This is a genomic window from Hyphomicrobium sp. (genome assembly GCF_036780825.1).
In the GTDB taxonomy this organism is placed as follows: domain Bacteria; phylum Pseudomonadota; class Alphaproteobacteria; order Rhizobiales; family Hyphomicrobiaceae; genus Hyphomicrobium_C.
This window is the reverse complement of sequence record NZ_DAIQCD010000001.1, coordinates 26,320-47,620: the sequence shown is the minus strand read 5'-3', so window position 1 is coordinate 47,620 and position 21,301 is coordinate 26,320. Positions and strand designations below refer to the sequence as shown.

General features: G+C 63.8%; 15 protein-coding genes. 12 read left to right on the top strand and 3 right to left on the bottom strand.

Translation table 11 applies throughout. The features are described 5' to 3' along the window. Positions 1-88 precede the first annotated feature (88 nt). From V7P99_RS00185 to V7P99_RS00175, 3 genes are all read left to right on the top strand, one after another. Positions 89-1,345: a DNA recombination protein RmuC gene (locus tag V7P99_RS00185; protein WP_333792795.1), complete on the top strand. Its 1,257-nt coding sequence runs from the start codon at positions 89-91 to the stop codon at positions 1,343-1,345. Positions 1,346-1,361: 16 nt separating this feature from the next. Then, positions 1,362-3,677, top strand: coding sequence for a Tex family protein (locus V7P99_RS00180; protein ID WP_333792794.1), 2,316 nt, complete (start codon positions 1,362-1,364; stop codon positions 3,675-3,677). A gap of 219 nt (positions 3,678-3,896) precedes the next feature. Further along, positions 3,897-5,081, top strand: coding sequence for a type III PLP-dependent enzyme (locus tag V7P99_RS00175; protein ID WP_333792793.1), 1,185 nt, complete (start codon positions 3,897-3,899; stop codon positions 5,079-5,081). 433 nt (positions 5,082-5,514) lie between these two features. On the opposite strand, the gene V7P99_RS00170 is transcribed toward V7P99_RS00175, so the two are convergent. Continuing rightward, positions 5,515-6,264 (bottom strand): TetR/AcrR family transcriptional regulator, encoded by a 750-nt coding sequence (locus V7P99_RS00170; protein WP_333792792.1) that lies wholly within the window; start codon positions 6,262-6,264, stop codon positions 5,515-5,517. 1,093 nt (positions 6,265-7,357) lie between these two features. Between V7P99_RS00170 and V7P99_RS00165 the strand changes: the two genes are divergently transcribed. The 5 genes from V7P99_RS00165 (at position 7,358) to fae (ending at position 13,470) form a co-directional block, all read left to right on the top strand. Beyond that, complete coding sequence (locus tag V7P99_RS00165; RefSeq protein ID WP_333792791.1) at positions 7,358-9,511, top strand: heterodisulfide reductase-related iron-sulfur binding cluster; 2,154 nt, start codon at positions 7,358-7,360, stop codon at positions 9,509-9,511. Positions 9,512-9,517: 6 nt separating this feature from the next. Further along, positions 9,518-10,972 (top strand): hypothetical protein, encoded by a 1,455-nt coding sequence (locus V7P99_RS00160; RefSeq protein ID WP_333792790.1) that lies wholly within the window; start codon positions 9,518-9,520, stop codon positions 10,970-10,972. Between the two features lie 3 nt (positions 10,973-10,975). Next, positions 10,976-11,770: an electron transfer flavoprotein subunit beta/FixA family protein gene (locus V7P99_RS00155; protein WP_333792789.1), complete on the top strand. Its 795-nt coding sequence runs from the start codon at positions 10,976-10,978 to the stop codon at positions 11,768-11,770. Positions 11,771-11,773: 3 nt separating this feature from the next. Continuing rightward, on the top strand, positions 11,774-12,736 hold the full coding sequence (locus V7P99_RS00150; RefSeq protein WP_333792788.1) for an electron transfer flavoprotein subunit alpha/FixB family protein: 963 nt from the start codon (positions 11,774-11,776) through the stop codon (positions 12,734-12,736). A gap of 194 nt (positions 12,737-12,930) precedes the next feature. Further along, a complete protein-coding gene (fae, locus tag V7P99_RS00145; RefSeq protein ID WP_333792787.1) occupies positions 12,931-13,470 on the top strand; it encodes a formaldehyde-activating enzyme in 540 nt (179 codons plus the stop codon). A 148-nt stretch (positions 13,471-13,618) separates the two neighbouring features. Here fae and V7P99_RS00140 read toward each other — a convergent pair whose 3' ends face one another. Together V7P99_RS00140 and alr are read right to left on the bottom strand one after the other, a co-directional pair. Beyond that, a complete protein-coding gene (locus tag V7P99_RS00140; RefSeq protein WP_333792988.1) occupies positions 13,619-14,908 on the bottom strand; it encodes a D-amino acid dehydrogenase in 1,290 nt (429 codons plus the stop codon). Then, positions 14,908-16,026: an alanine racemase gene (gene alr / locus V7P99_RS00135; protein WP_333792786.1), complete on the bottom strand. Its 1,119-nt coding sequence runs from the start codon at positions 16,024-16,026 to the stop codon at positions 14,908-14,910. The genes V7P99_RS00140 and alr overlap by 1 nt, the downstream gene beginning before the upstream one ends. A gap of 379 nt (positions 16,027-16,405) precedes the next feature. Between alr and V7P99_RS00130 the strand changes: the two genes are divergently transcribed. The 4 genes from V7P99_RS00130 (at position 16,406) to V7P99_RS00115 (ending at position 20,869) form a co-directional block, all read left to right on the top strand. Continuing rightward, on the top strand, positions 16,406-16,885 hold the full coding sequence (locus V7P99_RS00130) for an Lrp/AsnC family transcriptional regulator (RefSeq protein ID WP_333792785.1): 480 nt from the start codon (positions 16,406-16,408) through the stop codon (positions 16,883-16,885). Between the two features lie 243 nt (positions 16,886-17,128). Next, complete coding sequence (locus V7P99_RS00125) at positions 17,129-19,429, top strand: TonB-dependent siderophore receptor (protein ID WP_333792784.1); 2,301 nt, start codon at positions 17,129-17,131, stop codon at positions 19,427-19,429. A gap of 73 nt (positions 19,430-19,502) precedes the next feature. Next, a complete protein-coding gene (locus tag V7P99_RS00120) occupies positions 19,503-20,660 on the top strand; it encodes a PepSY-associated TM helix domain-containing protein (RefSeq protein ID WP_333792783.1) in 1,158 nt (385 codons plus the stop codon). Beyond that, a complete protein-coding gene (locus V7P99_RS00115; protein WP_333792782.1) occupies positions 20,657-20,869 on the top strand; it encodes a hypothetical protein in 213 nt (70 codons plus the stop codon). Before V7P99_RS00120 ends, V7P99_RS00115 begins: the two co-directional genes overlap by 4 nt. Positions 20,870-21,301 lie beyond the last annotated feature (432 nt).

Genomic DNA, 21,301 nt, shown 5'->3' with positions numbered 1-21,301 from the left:
CATGCACGCGTGAGGCTGAAGGTGCAGAGACCATCCGCCGCGTGCCGGACGAATTTGAAGCCGTCGAATCGGATATCGCAGGACCATCATGATGGAGGTGGCTCAAGAACGTCTGGCTTACTGGCTCGCCGCCCTGCGCGAGACGATTGCGGCCTTCGACCCGCTCGTCGCCGTGGGCGTGGCGCTGCTGTTGGCTTGGCTCGTGTCACGCGCTTTGCGCCGTAGCCGCCAGAGTGCGCTCGCGGCCGCCGAGTTCGCCGAAATCAAAGGCCGCCTCACCGCCATGAGCGAGATGACAGCGCGCCGCCAGTCCGAGGAAGCCCACGCCCTCGACGAGCGGGTCGAGCAGGTGGCGGCCCGCCTCGGCGTGACACTCGATGGCGTGAGCCGGCGCCTCACCGATAGCCTCGCCGAGACGCAGCGGCAGACGAGCACCACCGTGCAGCGGCTCTCCGAGCGCGTCGATATGCTGGCGCGCTACATGGGCGATAACCTCGCCGAGGCCGGGCGGCGAACGTCCGAAAGTCTGTCTACGTTGAACGAGCGACTGGCCGTCATCGCCGAAGCCAAGCAGAGCCTCGCCGATCTTTCGTCCGAGGTGACGTCGCTCTCGGGCGTGCTCGCCAACAAGCAGGCCCGCGGCGCCTTCGGGCAGGTGCGCATGGAGGCGATCATCCGCGACGCGCTGCCGGCCGGCTGCTACGAGTTCCAGGCCACGCTCTCGAACGGCAAGCGGCCGGATTGCATCATCCGCCTCCCGAACACGCCGGCGGCGCTGGTCATCGATTCCAAGTTCCCGCTCGAAGGCTTCGAGGCCCTGCGCACGGCGCGCGCCCCCGACGAGGTGAAAGCTGCGCGCGACGCCATTCGTGCCGCCGTGGGCCGTCATATCGACGAGATCGCGGAGAAGTATCTGCTTCCCGGCGAGACGCAGGACACGGCTCTGATGTTCGTGCCCTCGGAATCGGTCTATGGCGACCTGCACGAGCACTTCGCGGACCTCGTGCAGCGCGCCCACCGCGCACGCGTGGTCATTGTGGCACCGAATGTGCTTATGCTCGCCGTGCAGACCGTCCAGGCCGTCATCAAGGACGCCAAGATGCGCGACCAGGCCGGCCTCATCCAGCGCGAGGTTGGGCTTCTTCTCGCTGACGTGGCGCGGCTCGTTGAGCGCGTCTCGGATCTCGAGCGTCATTTCGGCCTGTCGGTCAAGGCGCTGGAGAAGGTCGCAACGTCTGCGGCCCGCATCAGCGGCCGGGGAGAGCGCCTGACGGCTCTCGACCTCGAGGACGAATCCGGCGCATCTTCCGCGCCCGCGGGCAAGTTGACCGCAAGCGCTTCCTGATTCTAAAGGCACGTCCATGGACAAGATCAATCAGCGTATCGCAGACGAACTGCGCGTTGGCTCGGGCCAGGTGGCCGCCGCCGTGGCCCTTCTCGATGAGGGCGCGACGGTTCCCTTCATCGCCCGCTACCGCAAGGAGAAGACGGGCGGTCTCGACGACACGCAGCTCCGCACGCTCTCCGAGCGCTTGGGTTATCTGCGTGAGCTGGAGGATCGCCGTGTCTCGATCCTGAAGAGCGTGACGGAGCAGGGCAAGCTGACGCCCGAGCTCGAGCGCGCTTTCAACGCCGCCGCGACCAAGGTCGAGCTCGAGGATCTCTACGCACCCTATAAGCCGAAGCGCCGCACCAAGGCCCAGATCGCGCGCGAGGCGGGGCTCGAGCCCCTGGCCGATGCGCTGCTCGCCAACCCGGCGCTCGATCCCGCGTCCGAAGCCGAAAAGTTCATCGCCGCCGACAAGGGCGTCGCCGATCAGAAGGCGGCCCTGGATGGCGCACGCCACATCCTCATCGAGCGCATCGCCGAGCGCGCCGAGGTGGTGCAGAGCCTGCGCGAATGGAAGTGGAGCGAAGGCCGCCTCGTTTCCAAGGTGAAGAAGGGGAAGGAGGGCGAAGGCGCCAAATTCTCCGACTATTTCGACTTCGGGCAGGCCATCAAGGATATGCCGAGCCACCGCGCGCTGGCGCTCTTGCGCGGCGTCAACGAGGGCGTGCTCGATATCGATCTCGACGTCGAGCACGACGAGACGAAGCCGCATCCCGCGGAAGGAAAGATCCGCACCGCCTTCGGCATCGCCGACAAGGGCCGCCCCGCCGACGCCTGGCTTGGCGAGACCGTGCGCCTCGCCTGGAAGGCCCGCCTCGCAACGAGCATCACGTCCGACCTGCTGACGCGCCTCAAGGAGCGCGCCGACGCGGAGGCGATCACGGTCTTTTCCTCGAACCTAAAGGACCTGCTGCTCGCGGCGCCCGCCGGCCCGCGCGTCACCATGGGCCTCGATCCGGGCCTACGCACCGGCGTCAAGGTCGCCATCGTCGACGCCACGGGCAAGCTCGTCGATACGGCGACGATCTACCCGCACGAGCCGAGGCGCGACTGGGCCGGCTCCCTGGCCACGCTGGCGGCGCTCTCGGCCAAGCACAAGGTGGATATCGTGAGCGTCGGCAACGGCACCGGCAGCCGCGAGACCGACAAACTCGTCGCCGAGCTGATGCAGAAGATGCCGCAGCTCAAGCTCACTAAGGTGATGGTGTCGGAAGCGGGCGCCTCAGTCTATTCCGCCTCCGAGCTGGCGGCCAAAGAATTCCCTGATCTCGACGTTTCGCTGCGCGGCGCCGTTTCCATTGCGCGCCGCCTGCAGGACCCGCTCGCCGAGCTGGTCAAGATCGAGCCCAAGGCCATCGGTGTCGGCCAGTACCAGCACGACGTGGATCAGACCGGGCTCGCCCGCTCGCTCGACGCCGTCGTCGAGGATTGCGTGAACTCGGTGGGCGTTGATGTGAACACGGCCTCCGCTCCGCTTCTATCGCGCGTGTCCGGCCTCAATCAGACGCTTGCCAGCAACATCGTTGCCTTCCGCGATGAGAACGGCGCCTTCAAGACCCGCACGGCCTTGAAGAAGGTGCCGCGCCTCGGTCCCAAGGCGTTCGAGCAGGCGGCCGGCTTCCTGCGCATCATGAACGGTACCAATCCGCTCGACGGCTCAGCGGTCCACCCTGAAGCGTATCCTGTCGTCGAGCGCATCTCGGAAAAGACGCGGCGGCCCTTGAAAGAGATGATCGGCGATCGTGCCTTCCTCAAGGCGCTGCGTCCCGCCGAGTTCGCCGACGAGACCTTCGGCATCCCGACCGTGACGGACATTCTCTCGGAGCTCGAGAAGCCCGGCCGCGACCCGCGCCCGGAGTTCAAGACGGCGGCATTCGCGGAGGGCGTTGAGAAGATCACCGACCTGAAGCCCGGCATGCAGCTCGAAGGCACGGTGACCAACGTCGCCGCCTTCGGCGCCTTCGTTGATATCGGCGTGCACCAGGACGGCCTCGTACACATCTCGGAGCTCGCTGATCGTTTCGTGAAGGATCCGCGCGAGGTCGTGAAGGTGGGCGATGTGGTCACGGTCCGCGTCAAGGAGGTGGACGTCGAGCGGAAGCGCATCGGGCTCACGATGCGGTCCGGAACGATCGACCGCGGCGCCCCTGTGGGCAGCCCGGCTCGGGCTCCGGGCGGCGCCTCGCAGCAAGGCCGCCACCACGAGCCGCCGCCGCGCAAATCCGCCGAGCCGGCGGGCGAAAGCGCTCTCGCTGCTGCTCTCCGCCGGGCCCAGGAGCGGAAGTGATCGGTCTCCTCTGCCGCGAGCCGGCAGAGGAGCCCCTTTTTACGCACGAAATTCGTTTCCGGGCGGTCATTCTGCCGTCATGGAACTGTCCTTGAATTCCACAGGCGCCAAAGGTCTTTACATGACGGGCCGCAGACCCTAAATGCAGCCCACGCACGGCGGCGATCTCGCTTCGCACGGCGCTTCTCGTCCAACCGGAGTTGGTGGAGGTCCGTAGATATGGAGCGATATGCCTCAGCGGCAGAGCTTGTTGCCATCCGCAAGCCGGAGCGGCCCGTCGTTTGTGCCCGTCCTCATGCGGCTGCCCGTGCAGCCCGCTGGTTCATCGAAAACTTCAACGGCGACGTAGCTTACGCCTACAAAGCCAATAGCTCGGTCTTCCTGATCGGGGCGCTCTTTGGCGCCGGTATCCGCCATTTCGACGTGGCCTCGATGCCGGAGATCGAGGATGCGGCCACCATCCCCGGCGTCGAGCTGCATTTCATGCACCCGGTGAAGTCGCGGGAATCGATCCGCCGCGCCTATCACGAGCACGGCGTCAGGAGCTTCGCGCTCGATACCGAGGACGAACTGAGGAAGATCGTCGAGGAGACCTCCGGCCCCTCGGGGCGCGCGCGCGACCTCGCGCTCTTTGTGCGCGTCGTCGTCCCGGCCATCAACAGCCGCATTCCACTTGAGCGCAAGTTCGGCGCCGCCGGTGAGAAGGCGGCTCGCCTCCTGGTCGAGGCGCGCCGCGTGGCCGCCGAGCTCGGCATCACCTTTCACGTCGGCTCGCAGACCATGACGCCGGATGCCTACGTCAACGCTCTGGGCGAGGTGCAGAGCCTGATTGTCAAGGCCGGTGTCGTCGTCGACCGTCTCGATGTCGGTGGCGGCTTTCCGTCGGTATATCCGGGCATGAAACCGGCGCCGCTGAAGCGTTTCCTCAAGGCCATCGATGAGGGCGTGGAGCGCCTGCCCGTGCGCGAGGACGTGCGCCTGATGTGCGAGCCCGGTCGGGCGCTGGTAGCCGAGGCCGAAGCGCTGATCGTGCGCGTCGAGGCGCGGCGTGGCAACGACCTCTTCATCAACGACGGTGGCTACGGGGTGCTCTTCGACGCGGCGCACCTGGGCTGGATCTACCCGGCGCGGCTTATCGGCCGGCCGCCTGCGGCCGAGCAGCTCATTCCCTATGAGCTGTGGGGGCCCACCTGCGATTCCATCGATCACATGAAGGGCCCGTTCCTCCTGCCGGACTGCATCCGCGAGGGCGATTATCTCGAAATCGGCAATGTCGGGGCCTATGGCCGCGCCATCGCCGGCGACTTCAACGGCTACGGCAAGTACGAGGAGGCCATCCTCGACGACGAGCCGATGATGACGCTCTACGGGGAAACGAAGGCTCCCGAGGCACTCCTCGGCTAGAGCGCTTCCGTCCGGAGAGAAGCACGAAGAAACAAAAGCTGAGAGCTGTTCCTCGTTTCCACTTAAATCGGGACGGCTCGATAGCGGCGGGCTCCGTTCGGGCCGAATCGCACCAAGTGGGTGAAAATGCTCGCTTGAGCCAGTCGCACTCCGCAGAGCGCTGACTGCAACCTCTAGGATAGGTGGATAGGCTCCGGACGGCGGCCCGCGGCGCGGGCCCGTCGCGCTCTCGGTGCATGGCCGCGCGTCGGTGGTCGGCGCCGCTGCTCGAAGACTGCGTGCCGCGCATATCGCGAACGAAAGCCCGGCTGCGGCGGCAATCCTGGCCCCGGTGGTGACGCGCCGTCAGGTCTCGGGCACGAGGCTCCTGCCGCCTACGCGTCCCGCCTCGCGAACCGTTGCCGAGCGTTTTTCGCTACGTCTTGCGCCGCCTTCAAGGCCACTGCGCCATCTGCTGAATTTGCTTTATGCATTCGCGATCGATCGCGGCGGATTGGCTTTTCCGCAAGGGCGTTATGTTCACGTGCACCATGATGCCCTCGATCAGGAATGCAATGAGAACGCCGCGTTCCTTGCGCTTTTCGGCAGGCATGGACGGGCTTACCTCGGCGATGATTTCTTCAAGGCGCTGACAATATTTTTCATACATTCCCGACAGCAGCTTCGCCACGTACTCGTTGCGCCGTGAGAGTGCCCAGAGCTCCAGGAAAAGCTTGTTTATGGAGGGCTCCCGCACGTTGGTCAGCAGATACTGCGCCATCGTCGATAGTTTCTCCCGGGGAGAAAGAGTTTCGCTGAATGAAATTTGGTTGTATCTTTGATGGTAGATTGAGAAGACCAGAGGCAGGAGATCCTCGATCAGGCGTTCCCGGGTCGAATAGTAGTACTGCAGATTACTGAGGCGAACGCCCGCTGTCCGCGCCACTTCGCGCAGGGTGAGGCTGCCGTATCCCTTCTCGACGAGGATGGACCGGGCCGCTTCGAGAATCTTCAGTGTGACGTCTTTGCCTTTCTGGGTCAGTTTGCGATCGGCCATATACGTCGAAAAGAAATAGTCCGCATTGGCAGGAAGATTGAATTCGCCGTCGGTTATGGATTTCGCGCACCGTTTCTCGGTCGTTGCGGAAAGTCTTTGTGTTTTCTTCTGCACGTCCGTGCGGCGGTTCGATCGTGTTTCCATCATGCCGTCATCCCAGAAAGATCGGGTGTGTCATAAAAATATTTTGCGTCGCGCGATCCGTAGTTCCAATTGCGCCGCAAAGAATCTCGCCCTGATTTGTTTTGCAGGGCGAACGCTCGGTCTTTTGGCGAAAGACATCCACGCGGCGGTGGACGGGGGTGCGAGATATGCCGGCCGGTTATTCTGGCCGCAATCGATTTGGTTCGCGCGGGCGTTGTGTAAGCCTTGGGCCAAACGCGCGCATATCGCAAGGGGCGAGGCACATCTCGCTGAGGATCCGAGTGCAGGCGAGGCGCCCCGGTATGCCGGAGAAGTGCGAGGATCGGGGCGATTTTTTCGAGGCGGGGGCGCAGGATCGTACGGCAGTACGCATGCAAAGCGTGCCGTCCAGCCAGGGGAGCGCGCGTCTCGGGGTTGCGCTGACAGCGCCGCCTCATTGCACGCGGACCTTGTGCTGAGCACCGCCGCCCTCGACACGTTATTCGCATCCGCACACCGCTTCCCCCGCGCCTGCATAATCGCAGCTTGACACATCTTGGTCAGACGACCTATTTTAAATTTCATAAAAGAAAAATCATCGGGAGGACTTTCAAATGACCAACAAGACTGAGCGCTGAGCACGTCCTGCCGGCCCTTGAGGAGGTAGGCGTTCGCAATCCTGAGCTCGATTGAGGCGCCCCTCAAGACACGTCCAATTCAAGATATCCGCTGAGCGCCTTCGGGTGTTCCGAGCATGGTTATTGCTGTCGCAAAGAGTGCGCTGACGGTCCCCATTTGGGATTGGAAGTTGCGTTGTTCTTTCGCGCGTATGCCGGCTGATCGAACTATTGGAATCTTGGAAGAAAAAACGTGAGCAACCAATACCCATTCCCGTCTGAAAGCGCTTCTGGCCCGGCCACGGGGCGGACTTTCGAGGCGTGCCGGAGCCTCTGCATCAGGGGATGGGAACGGACCGGAGCGGCTCGCGCACGCGGGCGGGATCGTGCGCGATCACGCATCGGATCCGGAAGGACGCCAGCCTTTCCGCTCATGCGGAAGGAGATCATACGCCGGTGGCTCGGGAGGGGGTTCGCCGGCAACACAGGATACCTGCGCCATGATCGACCAAAACCATAATCCCGAAGACGTCACACGGATACTCTTCGAGAATTTCTCTGGCTTGGCCATCGGCCTGTTCTATGTGATCGGCTTTGGTGCGATCGCGATCTTTCTCTACGGCTGCTACACGCAGTATCGGAAATATGCCCGCGGCCAGCCGCTGCGGAAGGTGCTCCCGAGTCTCGCGGACCGGATCGGTGAAATGGTTGCCGCCGTCGGCACGCACCGGACGCTGCGCCGCCGCGATAAGCCCGCGGGCCGCGCGCACGCGCTCATCTTCTTCGGCTTTGCGCTGCTTTTCATCGGCACCGCCACCATCACCCTCGAGTATGACATCCTCGAGCCGCTGACCGGCCTCAAGTTCTGGTACGGCGATTTCTATCTCATCTTCTCCCTGGTCCTCGATCTGGCGGGCCTTTGGTTGGTCGCCGGCCTGATCTACATGATGGTCCGGCGCGGATGGATCAAACCGCCGAAGCTCGACTACAAGCGCCCGGATCGCGCCCCGGATGCGCCCGATGCCGATCGGTCGTTCTATCGCATCGAGGACTGGGCATTCCTCTGGCTGCTCATCATCATCGGCATTACGGGCTTCCTGCTCGAGGCCGCACGCCTCGTGTGGCTAAGCGACAATCCTACGGTCTGGGATTATCGCTGGTGGTCGCCCGTCGGCACGATTATCGCTTATGGCCTTTCCGCCATCGGCATGGGGACCGATGGTGCATCCACGATGCGCGTGGGCCTCTGGTGGTTCCACGGTGCGCTCGCGCTCTCCTTCATCGCGCTCCTTCCGTTCACCAAGGCGAAGCACATCTTCACCGCCATGGCCTCGCTCGCCTCGCGTGACCCGTCTCCCGTGCAGCGCCTCGCCCCCGTCGACATGGCGGCCGAGCGCGTCGGCGCCACGAACATCACCGACTTTACCTGGAAGCAGCTTCTTCATTTCGATGCGTGCACCAAGTGCGGCCGCTGTCATGAAGCCTGCCCGGCCAACGCTACCGGCGCACCGCTTTCGCCGCGCGATTTCATCTTGACGCTGCGCGAGCTGTCCGAGGCCACGCTCGGCGGCATCAAGATGCCGGAGCCGGAGAAGCTGGTTGCCCAGGGTAACGGCATCTTCCAGGTCTCGAGCGAGACGCTGTGGGCCTGCCGCACCTGCGCCGCATGCGTGGAGATCTGCCCCGTCGGCATCGAGCACGTGCCCGCCATCGTCGAGATGCGCCGTGCGCTCGTCGAGCAGGGCGACATGGACCCGATGGTCCAGAAGGTGCTGCAGAACATCCAGAAGCGCGGCAACTCGTTCGGCGAGAACAAGAAGAAGCGCCCGGCCTGGACCAAGAAGCTCGACTTCGAGATCAAGGACGCACGCACTGAGCCCGTGGACGTGCTGTGGTTCGTGGGCGACTTCGCCTCGTTCGATCCGCGCTACCAGCGTGTATCGGTTGATTTCGCGCGCATCATGAAGGCGGCCGGCATCGATTTCGGCATCCTCTATGAGGACGAGAGCAACTCCGGCAACGACGTGCGCCGCGTTGGCGAGGAGGGGCTCTATCAGCACCTCGCCGAGACGAACATCGCCGTTCTGGATGACTGCGATTTCAAGCGCATCGTGACGACGGACCCGCACTCGTTCAACACGATCAAGAACGAGTATCCGGAGTTCGGCGGAAACTACGAGGTCGAGCACGCGAGCGCCTTCATCGCGCGTCTGCTGAACGAGAACCGCATTCCGCTCAAGAAGAAGCTGGATGGCCGGCGCGTGACGTTCCACGATCCCTGTCATCTCGGCCGCTACAACAAAGGCTATGACGGCCCCCGCGAGGCCATCCGGAGCCTCGGAGTGGATCTCGTGGAGATGCGCCGCAGCCGCGACAACTCCTTCTGCTGCGGCGCCGGCGGCGGACGCATCTGGACGCCGGACCCGGTCGGGCTCGAGAAGCCGTCCGAGAACCGCGTGCGCGAGGCGGCGGGCATCGAAGGCCTCGAGACCATCGTCGTGAGCTGCCCGAAGTGCATGAACATGCTCGAGGACGCACGCAAGACGACGAACAACGAGGAGAACTTCGAGATCCGCGAAGTGATCGAGCTTGTTGCCGAATGCCTCGACGACGCCTCCGACGTCTCCGAGGTCGCGGCTCCTGCGGCGGTGTGATGGATCATGATGGCTCCGGGTCCCGCTTCCTTCAGCTCATGGCTAGCGCGGAACGGCGAGGGGCTCGACGTGTACGTCGCGGCGGCGGTGCACGCCTTCGTCGACGCGGCATGGCGGACCAGGCTGGAAGCCATCATCTTCGCAACCGCACGGGACCGTTTGCGTTGGGCGGGTGAGCCGTTCACACCTCCAGCGATCCTGGCGTCACTGGCCAGGTTCGACGACGCGCGTCTCAACCGGCGCCTTGCGCGCCACGAACGCACGCCTGCGGATGTCCTGGAGCATATCCGTGGCACTGCCAGCGCGGTGGAGGATCTTGCCATCCTCGCCGCGCTGGCCGGACATCGCAACGCCTCGGCGGGTCTCCTGCGCAGTCTTCCGTGGCGTGAGGCGCCAGCCATCCGCGAAGGATTGGCTGGCAATGCGGCTTGCCCGAAAGATCTGCTGACCGAAATCTTTCCGCTGGCGACCTTGGGTGAGCGCAAGCTGATGGCAGCGAACCCCGCTGTGGATGCGGCGCTGCTCCGGACATTGTGGGACGCTTCGGCCGGCGATTGCTATTTGCAGGGCGAGATTGTCGCCAATCCATCGTGCCCGCCGGAGCTGCACGACGCGGCGCGACTGAGCCCGGCGATTATCGTTCGCCGCAAGCTCGCGGAAAACCCCAACGTCCGCACGCCTGACCTGATCGCGCTGCTTGCCGATCCGGTGTCGGAGGTGAGGGCAGCAGCAGCGCGCAGCGCGCCGTCGAGCGCCATCGACGGGCCGGACTGCGAGCCGGCGGCATCGGTCCGCCGAATGAAGGCGCGCCGCCATGACTTGCCGGCGGCCCTCATCGAAAGACTGGCCCGGGATGAAGATTCCTGGGTGCGGCGCTGGCTGGCGCGCAACCCGTCGGTCGGTATCGACAGTCTGGCGCGCCTCTCGCGGGATCCGGAGCATGAGGTGCGCCGCGGCGTCGCCCGCAATCCGAATTGCCCGAAGGATCTTCTCGCTGCGCTCGCCCGAGACGACCATCCTTGGGTGCGTGCCGGTGTGAGCTTCCGCACCGATATCGATGCCGAGATGATCACGCTCTTCGAGCATGAGGAGAATATCGACGTTCTAAGCGGGCTTGGCCGTAATCCTGTGACGCCGCACGCCTGGCTCGAGCGCATTGCGGAAAGCTCCAACGTCGATCTTCGACGCTCCGTCATTCTGAACGCACACGCGCCATCGGATCTTCTGCTCCGCCTGGCTGAAGACCCGTACGTCTTCAACCGCGTTTGCCTCCTCAGAAACCCTTCGCTTCCGGCTAACGCCCTCTACGACTTTCTCTCCGATCCCGAGCCGCAAGTGCGCTTCACCGCCGCTGTGAGGCTTGCAAGGGAGGAACTCGTGGATGCCGGGACCCAGGCGAGCACTCGGGCGAACACAACGTCACCTTCTCTGCAACCACCTCTCAAATCAGTGGGAATCTAGCGCATGAAGATACTTGTTCCGGTGAAGCAGGTCGAAATCCTCGACGAGGATTTCGAGATTCGCGACGACGGCCGGGCCGTCGATGGCGACTACATCGAGCACGAGCTCAACGAATGGGATGACTATTCGTGGGAAGCTGCGCTGCAGCTGATGGAGAAGAACGAAGGAGCCGTCGAGGCGGTGCCGATGACCGTCGGCCCCGACGACGCTGAGGAGGGGCTTCGCAAGTGCCTCGCCAAGGGCGGCGAGCGCGGCATCCGCGTATGGGACGATGCCCTGGAGGGATCGGACCCGATTGCGGTGGCGCGCGTCATCGCGGCCGTCGCCAAGCGTGAGGATGCAAAGCTCGTCCTCGCCGGCACCCAGTCGACCGATCACGGCCACGCGCAGACGGGCATTGCCACGGCCGCGCTCCTTGGCTGGCCTCACGTTGCCGTCGTCTCCGAGCTCAATTACACGCCGGGTGCCGATAAGGCCACCGTGCGCCGCGAGCTCGAGGGTGGCGTTGAGGAAGAGATCGAGATCTCGCTGCCGGCCGTCCTCACCATTCAGCTCGGCATCAATGAGCCTCGCTACGCGTCGCTGCGCGGCATCAAGCAGGCGAAGACGAAGACCATTGAGGAGCTGTCGCCGGAGGATCTCGGGATTCCGGCCGATCAGATCGGCGAAGCGGGTTCAGCTTCGCGCGTACGGCGCATGTACGTGCCGGAGAAGGGCAAGGCCGAGCTGATCAGCGGCACGCCCGCCGAGCAGGCCAAGCGCATCATCGAGATCGTCAACGAACTGAAGGGAGCCTGAGCCATGGCAGATATTCTCGTGATCGGCGAGCAGCGCCGCGGCGTCTTGAGCCCGGTCGTTGCTGAAACGGTGAGCGTGGCGAAGGAGCTCGCCGCTGCGAAGGGCGGCAAGGTGCTGGTCGCCATTCTCGCCAGCAAGCCCTCGGATTTCACGCCGCAGCTTTCCCTCGCGGGCGTGGACGAGATCATCGAGGTCGCGCTCGCGAGCGAGGAGTTCCAGAGCGATCTCTTCGAGGCGACCGTGCTCAAGCTGATCGAAGAGCGCAAGCCAGGCGTCGTCCTGCTTCCGCACAGCATCGACAGCCTCGGCTACGCACCCTCGCTCGTCGTCAAGGGCAACTTCGGCTTTGCGACCGACGTGTTCGGGATCAGCTACGATGGCGACGACCTTGTCGCCACGCGGCAGGCCTACCAGGAGAAAGTGCGCGCCGAGGTGGATTTCCCGGGCAAGTCGACCGTGCTTCTGACGGTCCGCGCCGGATCGTTCAAGCCGCCGGAGGAGACCGCGTCGCCGAGCGTCACGAGCTTCGCTGCGCCGGCTGCGGAAGCGCACACGCGCCATATCGCCTTCCATGATCCCGAAGCCAGCGGCGGCGTGGATCTGACGGCTGCCGAGTACATCCTCTCCATCGGCCGTGGCGTCGGCGAAGAAGACAACGTCGGCCAGTTCGAGGAACTCGCGGGAACGATCGGCTTCACGCTCGGCTGCTCGCGCCCGATCGCCGACAGCGGCTGGCTGCCCAAGTACCGCCAGGTCGGCCAGTCCGGCAAGACCGTGAGCTCGTGCAAGGTCTACATCGCGATGGGGATATCCGGATCGGTGCAGCACCTCGCCGGCATGAAGCACGTGCCGAACATCATCGCCATCAACAAGGATCCGGAAGCGTCGATCTTCAGCGCGGCGCGCTACGGCGTCGTCGGTGACATGTTCGAGGTCGCGAAGGAGCTCAAGGCTCAGCTCGGTTGAGATCTCCCGAGGCGTGCGGCGGATGTCGCCCGCCTCGGATCCTCCACCGGAATAAGTCTGCGTTCACCGGGGCTCGCTCCGATTTCAAAGAGATGAACGCCGGCTCACGGGCTGCTTAGTTCCGCAGGGCGGATGCTCCGCCGAAGGAACCGACTCTCTCTCTCAATCTATCCACTCTAGAATAAGAGGAATTCATGTCTGAGATTTGGTTCAGGACTGGCGAAGCCACGGTGTTCGCGTCTGAAGGCCAGGTGACCGATGCGATGCCGGAGGTCGTGATCGGCTCCGTCAAGGGCCCGGTCGGCACGGCGTTCGCCACGATGATGGGCCAGTCCGCAGGTCACACGCGGATGTTCATCCTGCGCGACTGCAACCAGATGGTTCGCCCGGCGGCGATCATGACCTCGAAGGTGACCATCGCCAGCGCCGAGTACGTCGATCTTCTCGGCGGCGTGGTGCAGGCAGCGCTCGGCGACGCGATCGTCGATGCGGTGGCCAACGGCATCATCCCGAAGGACATTGCAAACGACGTGGCGATCATCACCACGGTGTGGCTCGATCCGCGGACGGCGACGGACGCGAACCTCGACAAGAAAGAGCTCTACAAGAACAACTACGAGGCCATGACCACGGCGCTGACGCGGGCCATGAAGCAGGAGCCGACGGTTGACGAGCTGATCGCCAACCGCAAGACGATCCGCCACTATGCCCTGGCGGGCATCGATATCGACTGAGCAGCGGCTTCGTCTCGATATCTGTCGCCAGCCGGGCTCGCTCCCGGCTGGCGTTTGTTTTTGACTGCGGCGGCATCTGTGACGCGGCCGGCGGCGCGAGCCGCCAATGCTCACGCCACGGGTGGAAAGCCCGGAGCCGGGCGTGGGCTCACGAGACGTAGCGGTCGAGCGTGTAGTCCGACGGGGTGATGGCGGGCGTCTTGCCATCGATGATGTCGGCGAGCATGCGCCCGGAGCCGCAAGCCATGGTCCAGCCGAGCGTCCCGTGCCCAGTGCTCAGGAAGAGGTTGTCGCCGCGTGGCGCGGGGCCGATCACCGGCGTGCCATCCGGGGTCATCGGACGCAGGCCAGCCCAGAACGTCGAGCGCGCCTGATCGCCAGCGCCCGCGAATAGGCTTTCTACGGACTGGCGCAGCGTCGCGCGGCGCGCGTCGGGAAGATCCAGGTTGAACCCCGCGATCTCGGCCATCCCGCCTACGCGGATGCGGTCGCCGAGGCGCGTGATCGCAACCTTGAAAGTTTCGTCCATCACCGTGGAAACGGGCGCGCGCGCCTCATCGACGATGGGGAGGGTGATGGAGTAGCCTTTCACAGGATAGACGGGCAGTGCGATGCCAAGCGGACGCAGCAGGGCAGGGGTGTAGCTGCCGAGTGCGGCGATGAACACATCCGCCTCGATGTCCCCGTGAGAGGTTTCAACGGCAGCCACGCGCCGGCCCGTGAAGCGCAACCGGCGGATGTCCGTCTCGAAGCGGAACGTCACGCCGAGGTTTTCACATATCTCGTGCAGCGCGTTCGTAAACTTGAGACAGTCGCCGGTCTCGTCGTTTGGCAGGCGCAGGCCGCCGGCGATCTTGTGTTGCGCCGAAGCGAGCCCCGGCTCCGCAGCGATGCAGCCTGAGGGGTCCAGAACCTCGAACGGAACGCCGCCGCGCTTGAGGACCTCGATGTCCTTCTCGGCTCCGTCCACCTGCTTCTGGGTACGGAAGACCTGCAGCGTCCCAAGCGTTCGATGGTCGTAGCTGATCTTCGCCTCGCCGCGCAGCTCGATCAGGCAGTCGCGGCTGTATTCGGCGAGGCGAACCATCCGGCCCTTGTTGATGGCGTAGCGGGCAGCCGTACAGTTGCGCAGCAGGCTGGCCATCCAGCGCCACGCCGATGGCACAGCCGAGGGGCGAATGATCAATGGCGCATGCTGCATGAAGAGCCATCTGACAGCTTTCAGAGGCACCCCGGGCGCCGCCCACGGCGCCGAGTAGCCGGGCGAGATCTCGCCCGCATTGGCGAAGCTGGTCTCGAGCGCCGGGCCGGGCTGGCGATCGATGACGGTCACCTGGTGTCCCGCCTTGGCCAAATAGTAGGCCGACGTCACGCCGATGACGCCCGCGCCGAGAATGACGATTTTCATGGAAGCCCCCGGTTCGACCTCGTTCGCGATCAGCGATAGTGACGACAGTAGCGTTGGCCCAGCCTGGTCAAGATCTCGTAGGAGATCGTGCCCGCGTCGGCGGCAAGCTGCTCCAACGTCTGGTTCGGGCCCAGGATTTCGACGAGGCTGCCCGGCGCCAACGCCCCTCGTGGAAGCGCGGAAACGTCGAGTGTGATCGTATCCATGGACACCCTGCCGACCATCGGAAGCCTTGCGCCGCCGAAATAGGCGGAGCCGCGATTGCTGAGGCTGATCGGAAGCCCGTCCGCATAGCCCGCCGCGATGGTCGCGATGCGCGACACCCTGGGCGTGACGTAGCTGCCATTGTAGCCGATGCGCGCACCGGCCGGCACCTCTCGCGTTTGAATGACGCGGACCTCGAGGCGGACGACGGGACGCATCGGGTTGGGCGCATTTGCAGTCGGCGCACCACCGTAAAGGGCGATGCCGGGGCGTGCCAGGGTGCCGTGATAGTCGGCTCCGAGGAAGATGCCGCCTGAGTTCGACAGGCAGAGCTCTATGCCCGGGAAGCGCTCGGCGAACGCCCGCATCACGGCGAGCTGCTCGCTGTTTTGCGTATCCTCCGGCTCGTCCGCCGATGCGAGATGGCTCATCAGGAAAAGAAGCTCGAGGCCGCGAAGCCGGTCCGGCTCGGCAGCGAGCGCCTGCACCTCGCTCTCGGAGAGGCCGAGCCGCGACATGCCTGTGTCGAACTGAAGGACCGCAGGCAACCCGGTGCGGGTCGCCTGCGCGATGGAGGCCCACGCCCGCACCTGGTCGAGAGAGTTGAGCACCGGGACGATCGCCGCATCGGCGCAAATCTTTTCCGTTCCCGGTATCAACCCGTTGAGCACGAAAAGCCGCGCATCGGCGGGGACCATATCCTTGAGCTTCAGCGCCTCGTCGAGCTGGGCGACGAAGAAGTCCCGGCAGCCAGCCTCGAACAGGACGGGCGCGACGCGAGCCATGCCGAGGCCATACGCGTCCGCCTTAACCACCGCCGCGGCGCGCGCCGAGGCAAGCCGCTCCCTCAGCGCAAGATAGTTGTTGCGCAAGGCAATGAGATCGATTGTCAACACGCCTGCTGCACCCTGACAGTCCAGCCGCGCCTCAAACCCGCCGTCCATGCGCCGCTCCCTGTAGCCGGATCGTTGGAGATGCGAGCGTCTGACGATGATCACTTCGGAGCCTATCGGTCTAAGGCGTGATCTATCGGTCTCATCAAAGAGCCGGGGCCTCTGATCCGATTTCATCGGATCGGAAAGGCTCTCCGGTCCCTGCTTGCCTTGGGCAAGCGGCTCGCATCGAGAACGTGAACCCGTCTCTCAAACAAAGGCCTGAAGCGCGTTCACCCTCCGCCGTCCGCTTTCATCAAGAGCGAGCGCACGCTAGCCGAGCCGTAGAAAATGGCGCAAGAATCGAGCAATGTTCATTCTATTGTTGCAGGATTGTTCGATCGTTGATCAATTTCATCAAAAATCATGCAATGGAATCGTAGGATCTGCCGTGGAGCGCCTGGACGCCATAGACGCCGAAATCGTTCGCTTGCTTCGCCTGAACGCCCGCATGAGCAATGCCAAGCTCGCCGAGAAGGTGGGGCTGTCCGCATCGGCATGCCTGAGACGCATCCGAGCCCTCGAGCATCGCGGCGTCCTCCGCGGCTATACCGCGATCGTCGGACATTCCTCTGGCGAGGCAGCCATCGCCGTGATCATCAACATCACGCTCGAGCAGCAGACCGAGGACGTCTTCAAGCGGTTCGAGGAGGCGGTCCGGTCCCACCCTGAGATCCAGGAGTGCTATCTGATGACCGGTGATTCGGATTATTTGCTGCGTGTGGAGGTCGAGAACGCTGCGGAATTCGAGCGCATCCACACCGAGATTTTATCGATGCTGCCGGGCGTGGCGCGCATCCGCTCCAGCTTTTCGATTCGCAACGTCCTCGCCGCGAGACGCCGCCCGGCGCCCAGGCGGCGTGATGGATAATCAAAAGCGAGGCGAATTCAAAGCGTTCTGTGAAAATCATAAAAGGGGCCCGCTCGGTCTGCAATCAAAGGCCTGGCCGGGCTTGCCCGGCTAAGATCCGAGAACGGACAGTGCCGGTTGCCATCATGCAACAACCTGGAACGAAACAAGGCGACATATTGTTGACTCCGTAGGTATTATATCGGAGCAAAGGTTTCGTGCCGCCCGGGCATTTGAATGCAGCAGCCAGGACCTCGCCGCACCATGAACCGCAAAGCTCCCGCCTTTGTCGCCCTGCCCATCCTTTTCTGCGCTGCTGGCCAGGCGGTCGGCCAGGAGGCAGCCGAACCGGCACCCGCCGCTGCCTCGACCGCCCTCCCGGCTGTCGAGGTGACGGCCACCACGCCTAAGGCAAAGAAGCAGGCAGCGGCCAAGAAAGCACCCGTCGCCGCGCCCCCGCAAGCAGCCGCTCCGGCCCCCGCCGTCGATACAGAGCAGGGGCCGCCTGATGCATCCCGGGGCGAGGCGTCGGCCACAGGACCCGTGAACGGATACGTCGCGAAACTCACCGCGACCGGTACGAAAACCGGTGCGCCCATCCTCGAAACGCCTCAGTCGATCTCGGTGGTGACCGCCGATCAGATCGAAGATCAGGGTGCGGGAACACTGTCGGAAGCTCTGAGGTATACGCCGGGCGTCGTGGTCGAGTTGAACGGCGCCAGCTCGCGATACAGCGAGGCACGCATTCGTGGCTTCACGCCGGTTCAATATCTCGACGGCCTCGCGGTGCCGAACAACACGTTTTTCGGTACGCCTCGCTTCGAGCCATACGGCCTCGAGCGCATCGAAGCCTTGAAGGGCCCGGCGTCATTCTTGTTCGGCCAGAATTCTCCGGGCGGCTTGCTCAACATGGTCAGCAAGCGACCGCTCGACGAGCCCCTCAACGAGGTGAGGTTCGAAGTTGGCAGCTATGAGCGCTTCCAGACCGCGTTCGACTTCAGCGGCCCGGCCACGGCGGACAAGAAGTTCTTGTACCGTGTGACCGGCGTCTTCCGCGATGCGGAGACGGAAGTCGACTACACGCGCGACGATCTCGCCTACATCGCGCCCGCCTTCACTTGGAAGCCGACGTCGAACACCACGTTCACGCTTTTGGGTCACTATGGCGCCGATTACGGCACATATCCGCACCAGTACGTACCCGCTCAGGGCTCGCTGCTGCCGAACCCGAACGGGCGCATCTCGCGCCGCACCTTCCTGGGCGAGCCCGGCTGGGACAAGTTTGATCGGGATCAATGGGCGATCGGCTACGAACTCGATCATAAGTTCGATGACGTCTTTACGTTCCGCTCGCACGCGCGCGTGTCCCGCGTTGACAATCTTTTCCGGGCCCATCGCGTCGAAGGCCTGCAGGCGGACCTCGAGACTGTCAATCGTGGCGCCTATGTCCAGGCCACCGACGCTTCATCCTTTGCCGCAGACAACCAGCTTCAGGCCGATTTTTCGACCGGGGCGCTCGATCACCAGGTGCTGGTGGGTGTCGACTACTTCCGAATGTCGGGCGGCTATGACTTCACGGGTGATTTGCCGAAAGGGACGCCAGACTGGCCTGGGATAGGGATCGATCCGATTAACATTTTCAATCCGGTCTACGGCGCCCGGGTGCAGACCCTCTTTCCGTTCGCGAAAAACGATATCACGCAGGATCAGATCGGGATCTATGCCCAGGATCAGGTCAAATGGGGCGGCTGGATCCTGACGCTCGGAGGGCGGCACGACTGGGTTGAGACCAAGACCGAGGATTTGCTGCGAGGAACGGCGGAGACGCAGAAGGACGACGCCTTCACCGGGCGTGCCGGCCTGAGCTACGTGTTCGCGAACGGCATCGCTCCATACGTCAGCTACGCGACGTCCTTTCAGCCCATCGCCGGGATCGACGCCCTGGGCAATCCTTTCCAGCCCTCTGAGGGTCGCCAGTACGAAGCTGGCATCAAGTACCAGCCGCCGGGGGCGAACGTCCTGATCACCGCAGCGGCGTTCGACATCGTTGAGCAAAACGTCGTGACGATCGATCCGAGCAATCCGGCGTTCCCGCAAACCCAGACCGGTGAGATTCGCGTGCGCGGCTTCGACGTCGATGCGCGGGCAAACCTGACGCGGAACCTCGAAGCGGTCCTGGGCTATGCCTATCTCGACAGCGAGATCACGAAGAGCTCGAATCTCGCCGAGATCGGCGCTCCGGTGCAGCTTGTTCCGATGCATCAGGCATCGGCCTGGGCGAAGTATACGTTCTCGGAAGGCATGCTCACGGGCTTGAGCCTCGGAGCGGGCGTTCGCTACAAGGGCGAGCTTTATGCGCCGGAGCTGACGCCGGGCCGGACGCTCGTCGACGCGATGGTGTCATACGATCTCGGCCGCATCGATCCGGTGTTCGAGGGCGCCCAACTCTCACTCAACGCGACCAACATCTTCGATAAGTACTATGTCGAGGGATATTGCGACCTGATCTACTGCAGCCTCGGCGAAGGGCGGATGCTGCTCGGAACGCTGGCCTACAAATGGTAGTGTCCTGCGCTCTTTTCCTAAGCGACGGCGATGAGGATCACTCCACGCGCCGAACCTCACCAGGAGGCCTCCATTGACCCCGCGTACGGTGCGCAACTGGTATAAGGTGCATCGCTGGACGAGCATCATATCCACCGCGTTTCTGTTGATGCTCTGCATCACCGGACTGCCGCTCGTTTTCTACCATGACATTCTGCACTGGCAGTATGCTGAGCTCGATCCGCCGGCCATGCCGGCCGATACGCCCGAGGCCCCGCTCGCGGACGTAGAGGCTGCCGCGTTCGCGCGCCATCCGGATCTCGTCATTCCCTTCATCTCGTGGGACGAGGACGACAAGAACCTGCTGTTCGTCGGCATGGCCAAGGCCTACGACTCGCCGCCGGACACGATAAAGCTGGTCGCGGTCGACGGCCGCACGGCCAAGGTCCTCGGCGAGCCGGATCTGACCCAGGGCATCATGTATGTCCTGCACACGCTGCACGTCGATATGTTCGCAGGCATTCCGGGAAAGCTTTTCCTCGGCGTGATGGGGCTGCTGCTCATTGCCGCGATCGTCTCCGGCGTCGTTCTTTACGCGCCCTTCATGCGCCGCCTGGATTTCGGCACGGTGCGCCAAAATCGGGGACGGCGTATCAAATGGCTCGACCTGCATAATCTTCTCGGCATCGTTACGCTGGCCTGGCTCAGCGTCGTTGGGGCCACGGGTGTGATCAACACTTGGGCCGACTCGATCTTCAAGATCTGGCAGTTTGGGCAACTGGCAGACATGATCGCGCCCTACAAGGATCTTCCTGCGCCACAGAGCCCGGCCGGCATCGATGTTGCCTATCAGGCCGCAAAGAAAGCCGCTCCAGAAGGGCGCGTGCCTTCATTCATAACCTATCCGGGCAGCCAGTTTTCCGGCGCCCATCACTACGGCGTCTTTCTCCGGGGCGAGGAGCATCTTACGGCGAGGCTTCTGACACCGGTGTTGGTCGACGCGCAAACGGGCCAGATTACCGACATGCGGCGCATGCCCTGGTACGTTGACGCGCTGTTTGTTTCGCAACCGCTGCACTTCGGAGACTACGGCGGCATGCCGATGAAGATACTGTGGGTGATCCTGGATCTCATATCCATTGCCGTGCTGGTGACCGGACTTTATCTTTTCTTCACCCGCCGCAAGACGACGGAGGAGCAGTTGGGGCTTACGGCCGCCGACGGCAATGTTGAGGCGGCGCCCGTATCGTGACCAGGCATCCCGAAAAACGCATTCGCCTCGCCACGCGATCTCTGTGGCAGATTTTTTCCGCCCCGATCCTGATCGCCCTGGTCAGTTCGATCGGCCTGATCACGGCCCTTGTAGGGGACGGCCTGCTGGATGTTATCGCCTGGATCGGACTGGGCGTGCCGGCGGCGGTAGGCCTCTGGTTCATGTTCCGGGCGCAGGAGGGCCGGTAGCAGGCATCCTGGCATGATCAGCGGCCGCTGGCGGCGGCGCGGGGACTGGCTTGCCGGACCTTGACGGATCTTCCTTGTCCCGCTGACCTGCCGCGTCGCAATTCCGTTCCATCTGCTTGTATGAGGGGCCAGCCGGACCGCGCGAGCGTGGCTGAGCATTCGTCTGCCCGTGTGGCGGCCAAGTTTATAGGAGCGCCGCATATTCAAGGGCATCTCCGATCGCCGGACGCGTGCCGCGGCTTGAACATCCTCAGCGCAATGGTGTATCTGCCTGCCGATTCGCTCATCGGCGCAGGCGGGTTCAATCGCGGGCATTCTTCTTTTTTGCTTGCCTCTGGGTGAGGGAGCGGCCATCGGGAGCGGAAATTAGCCTCTCAAGCAGCGACTCAGGGGGACTTGAACGGCATGTCGGGCTTCTTGGTGCTGCTTTTG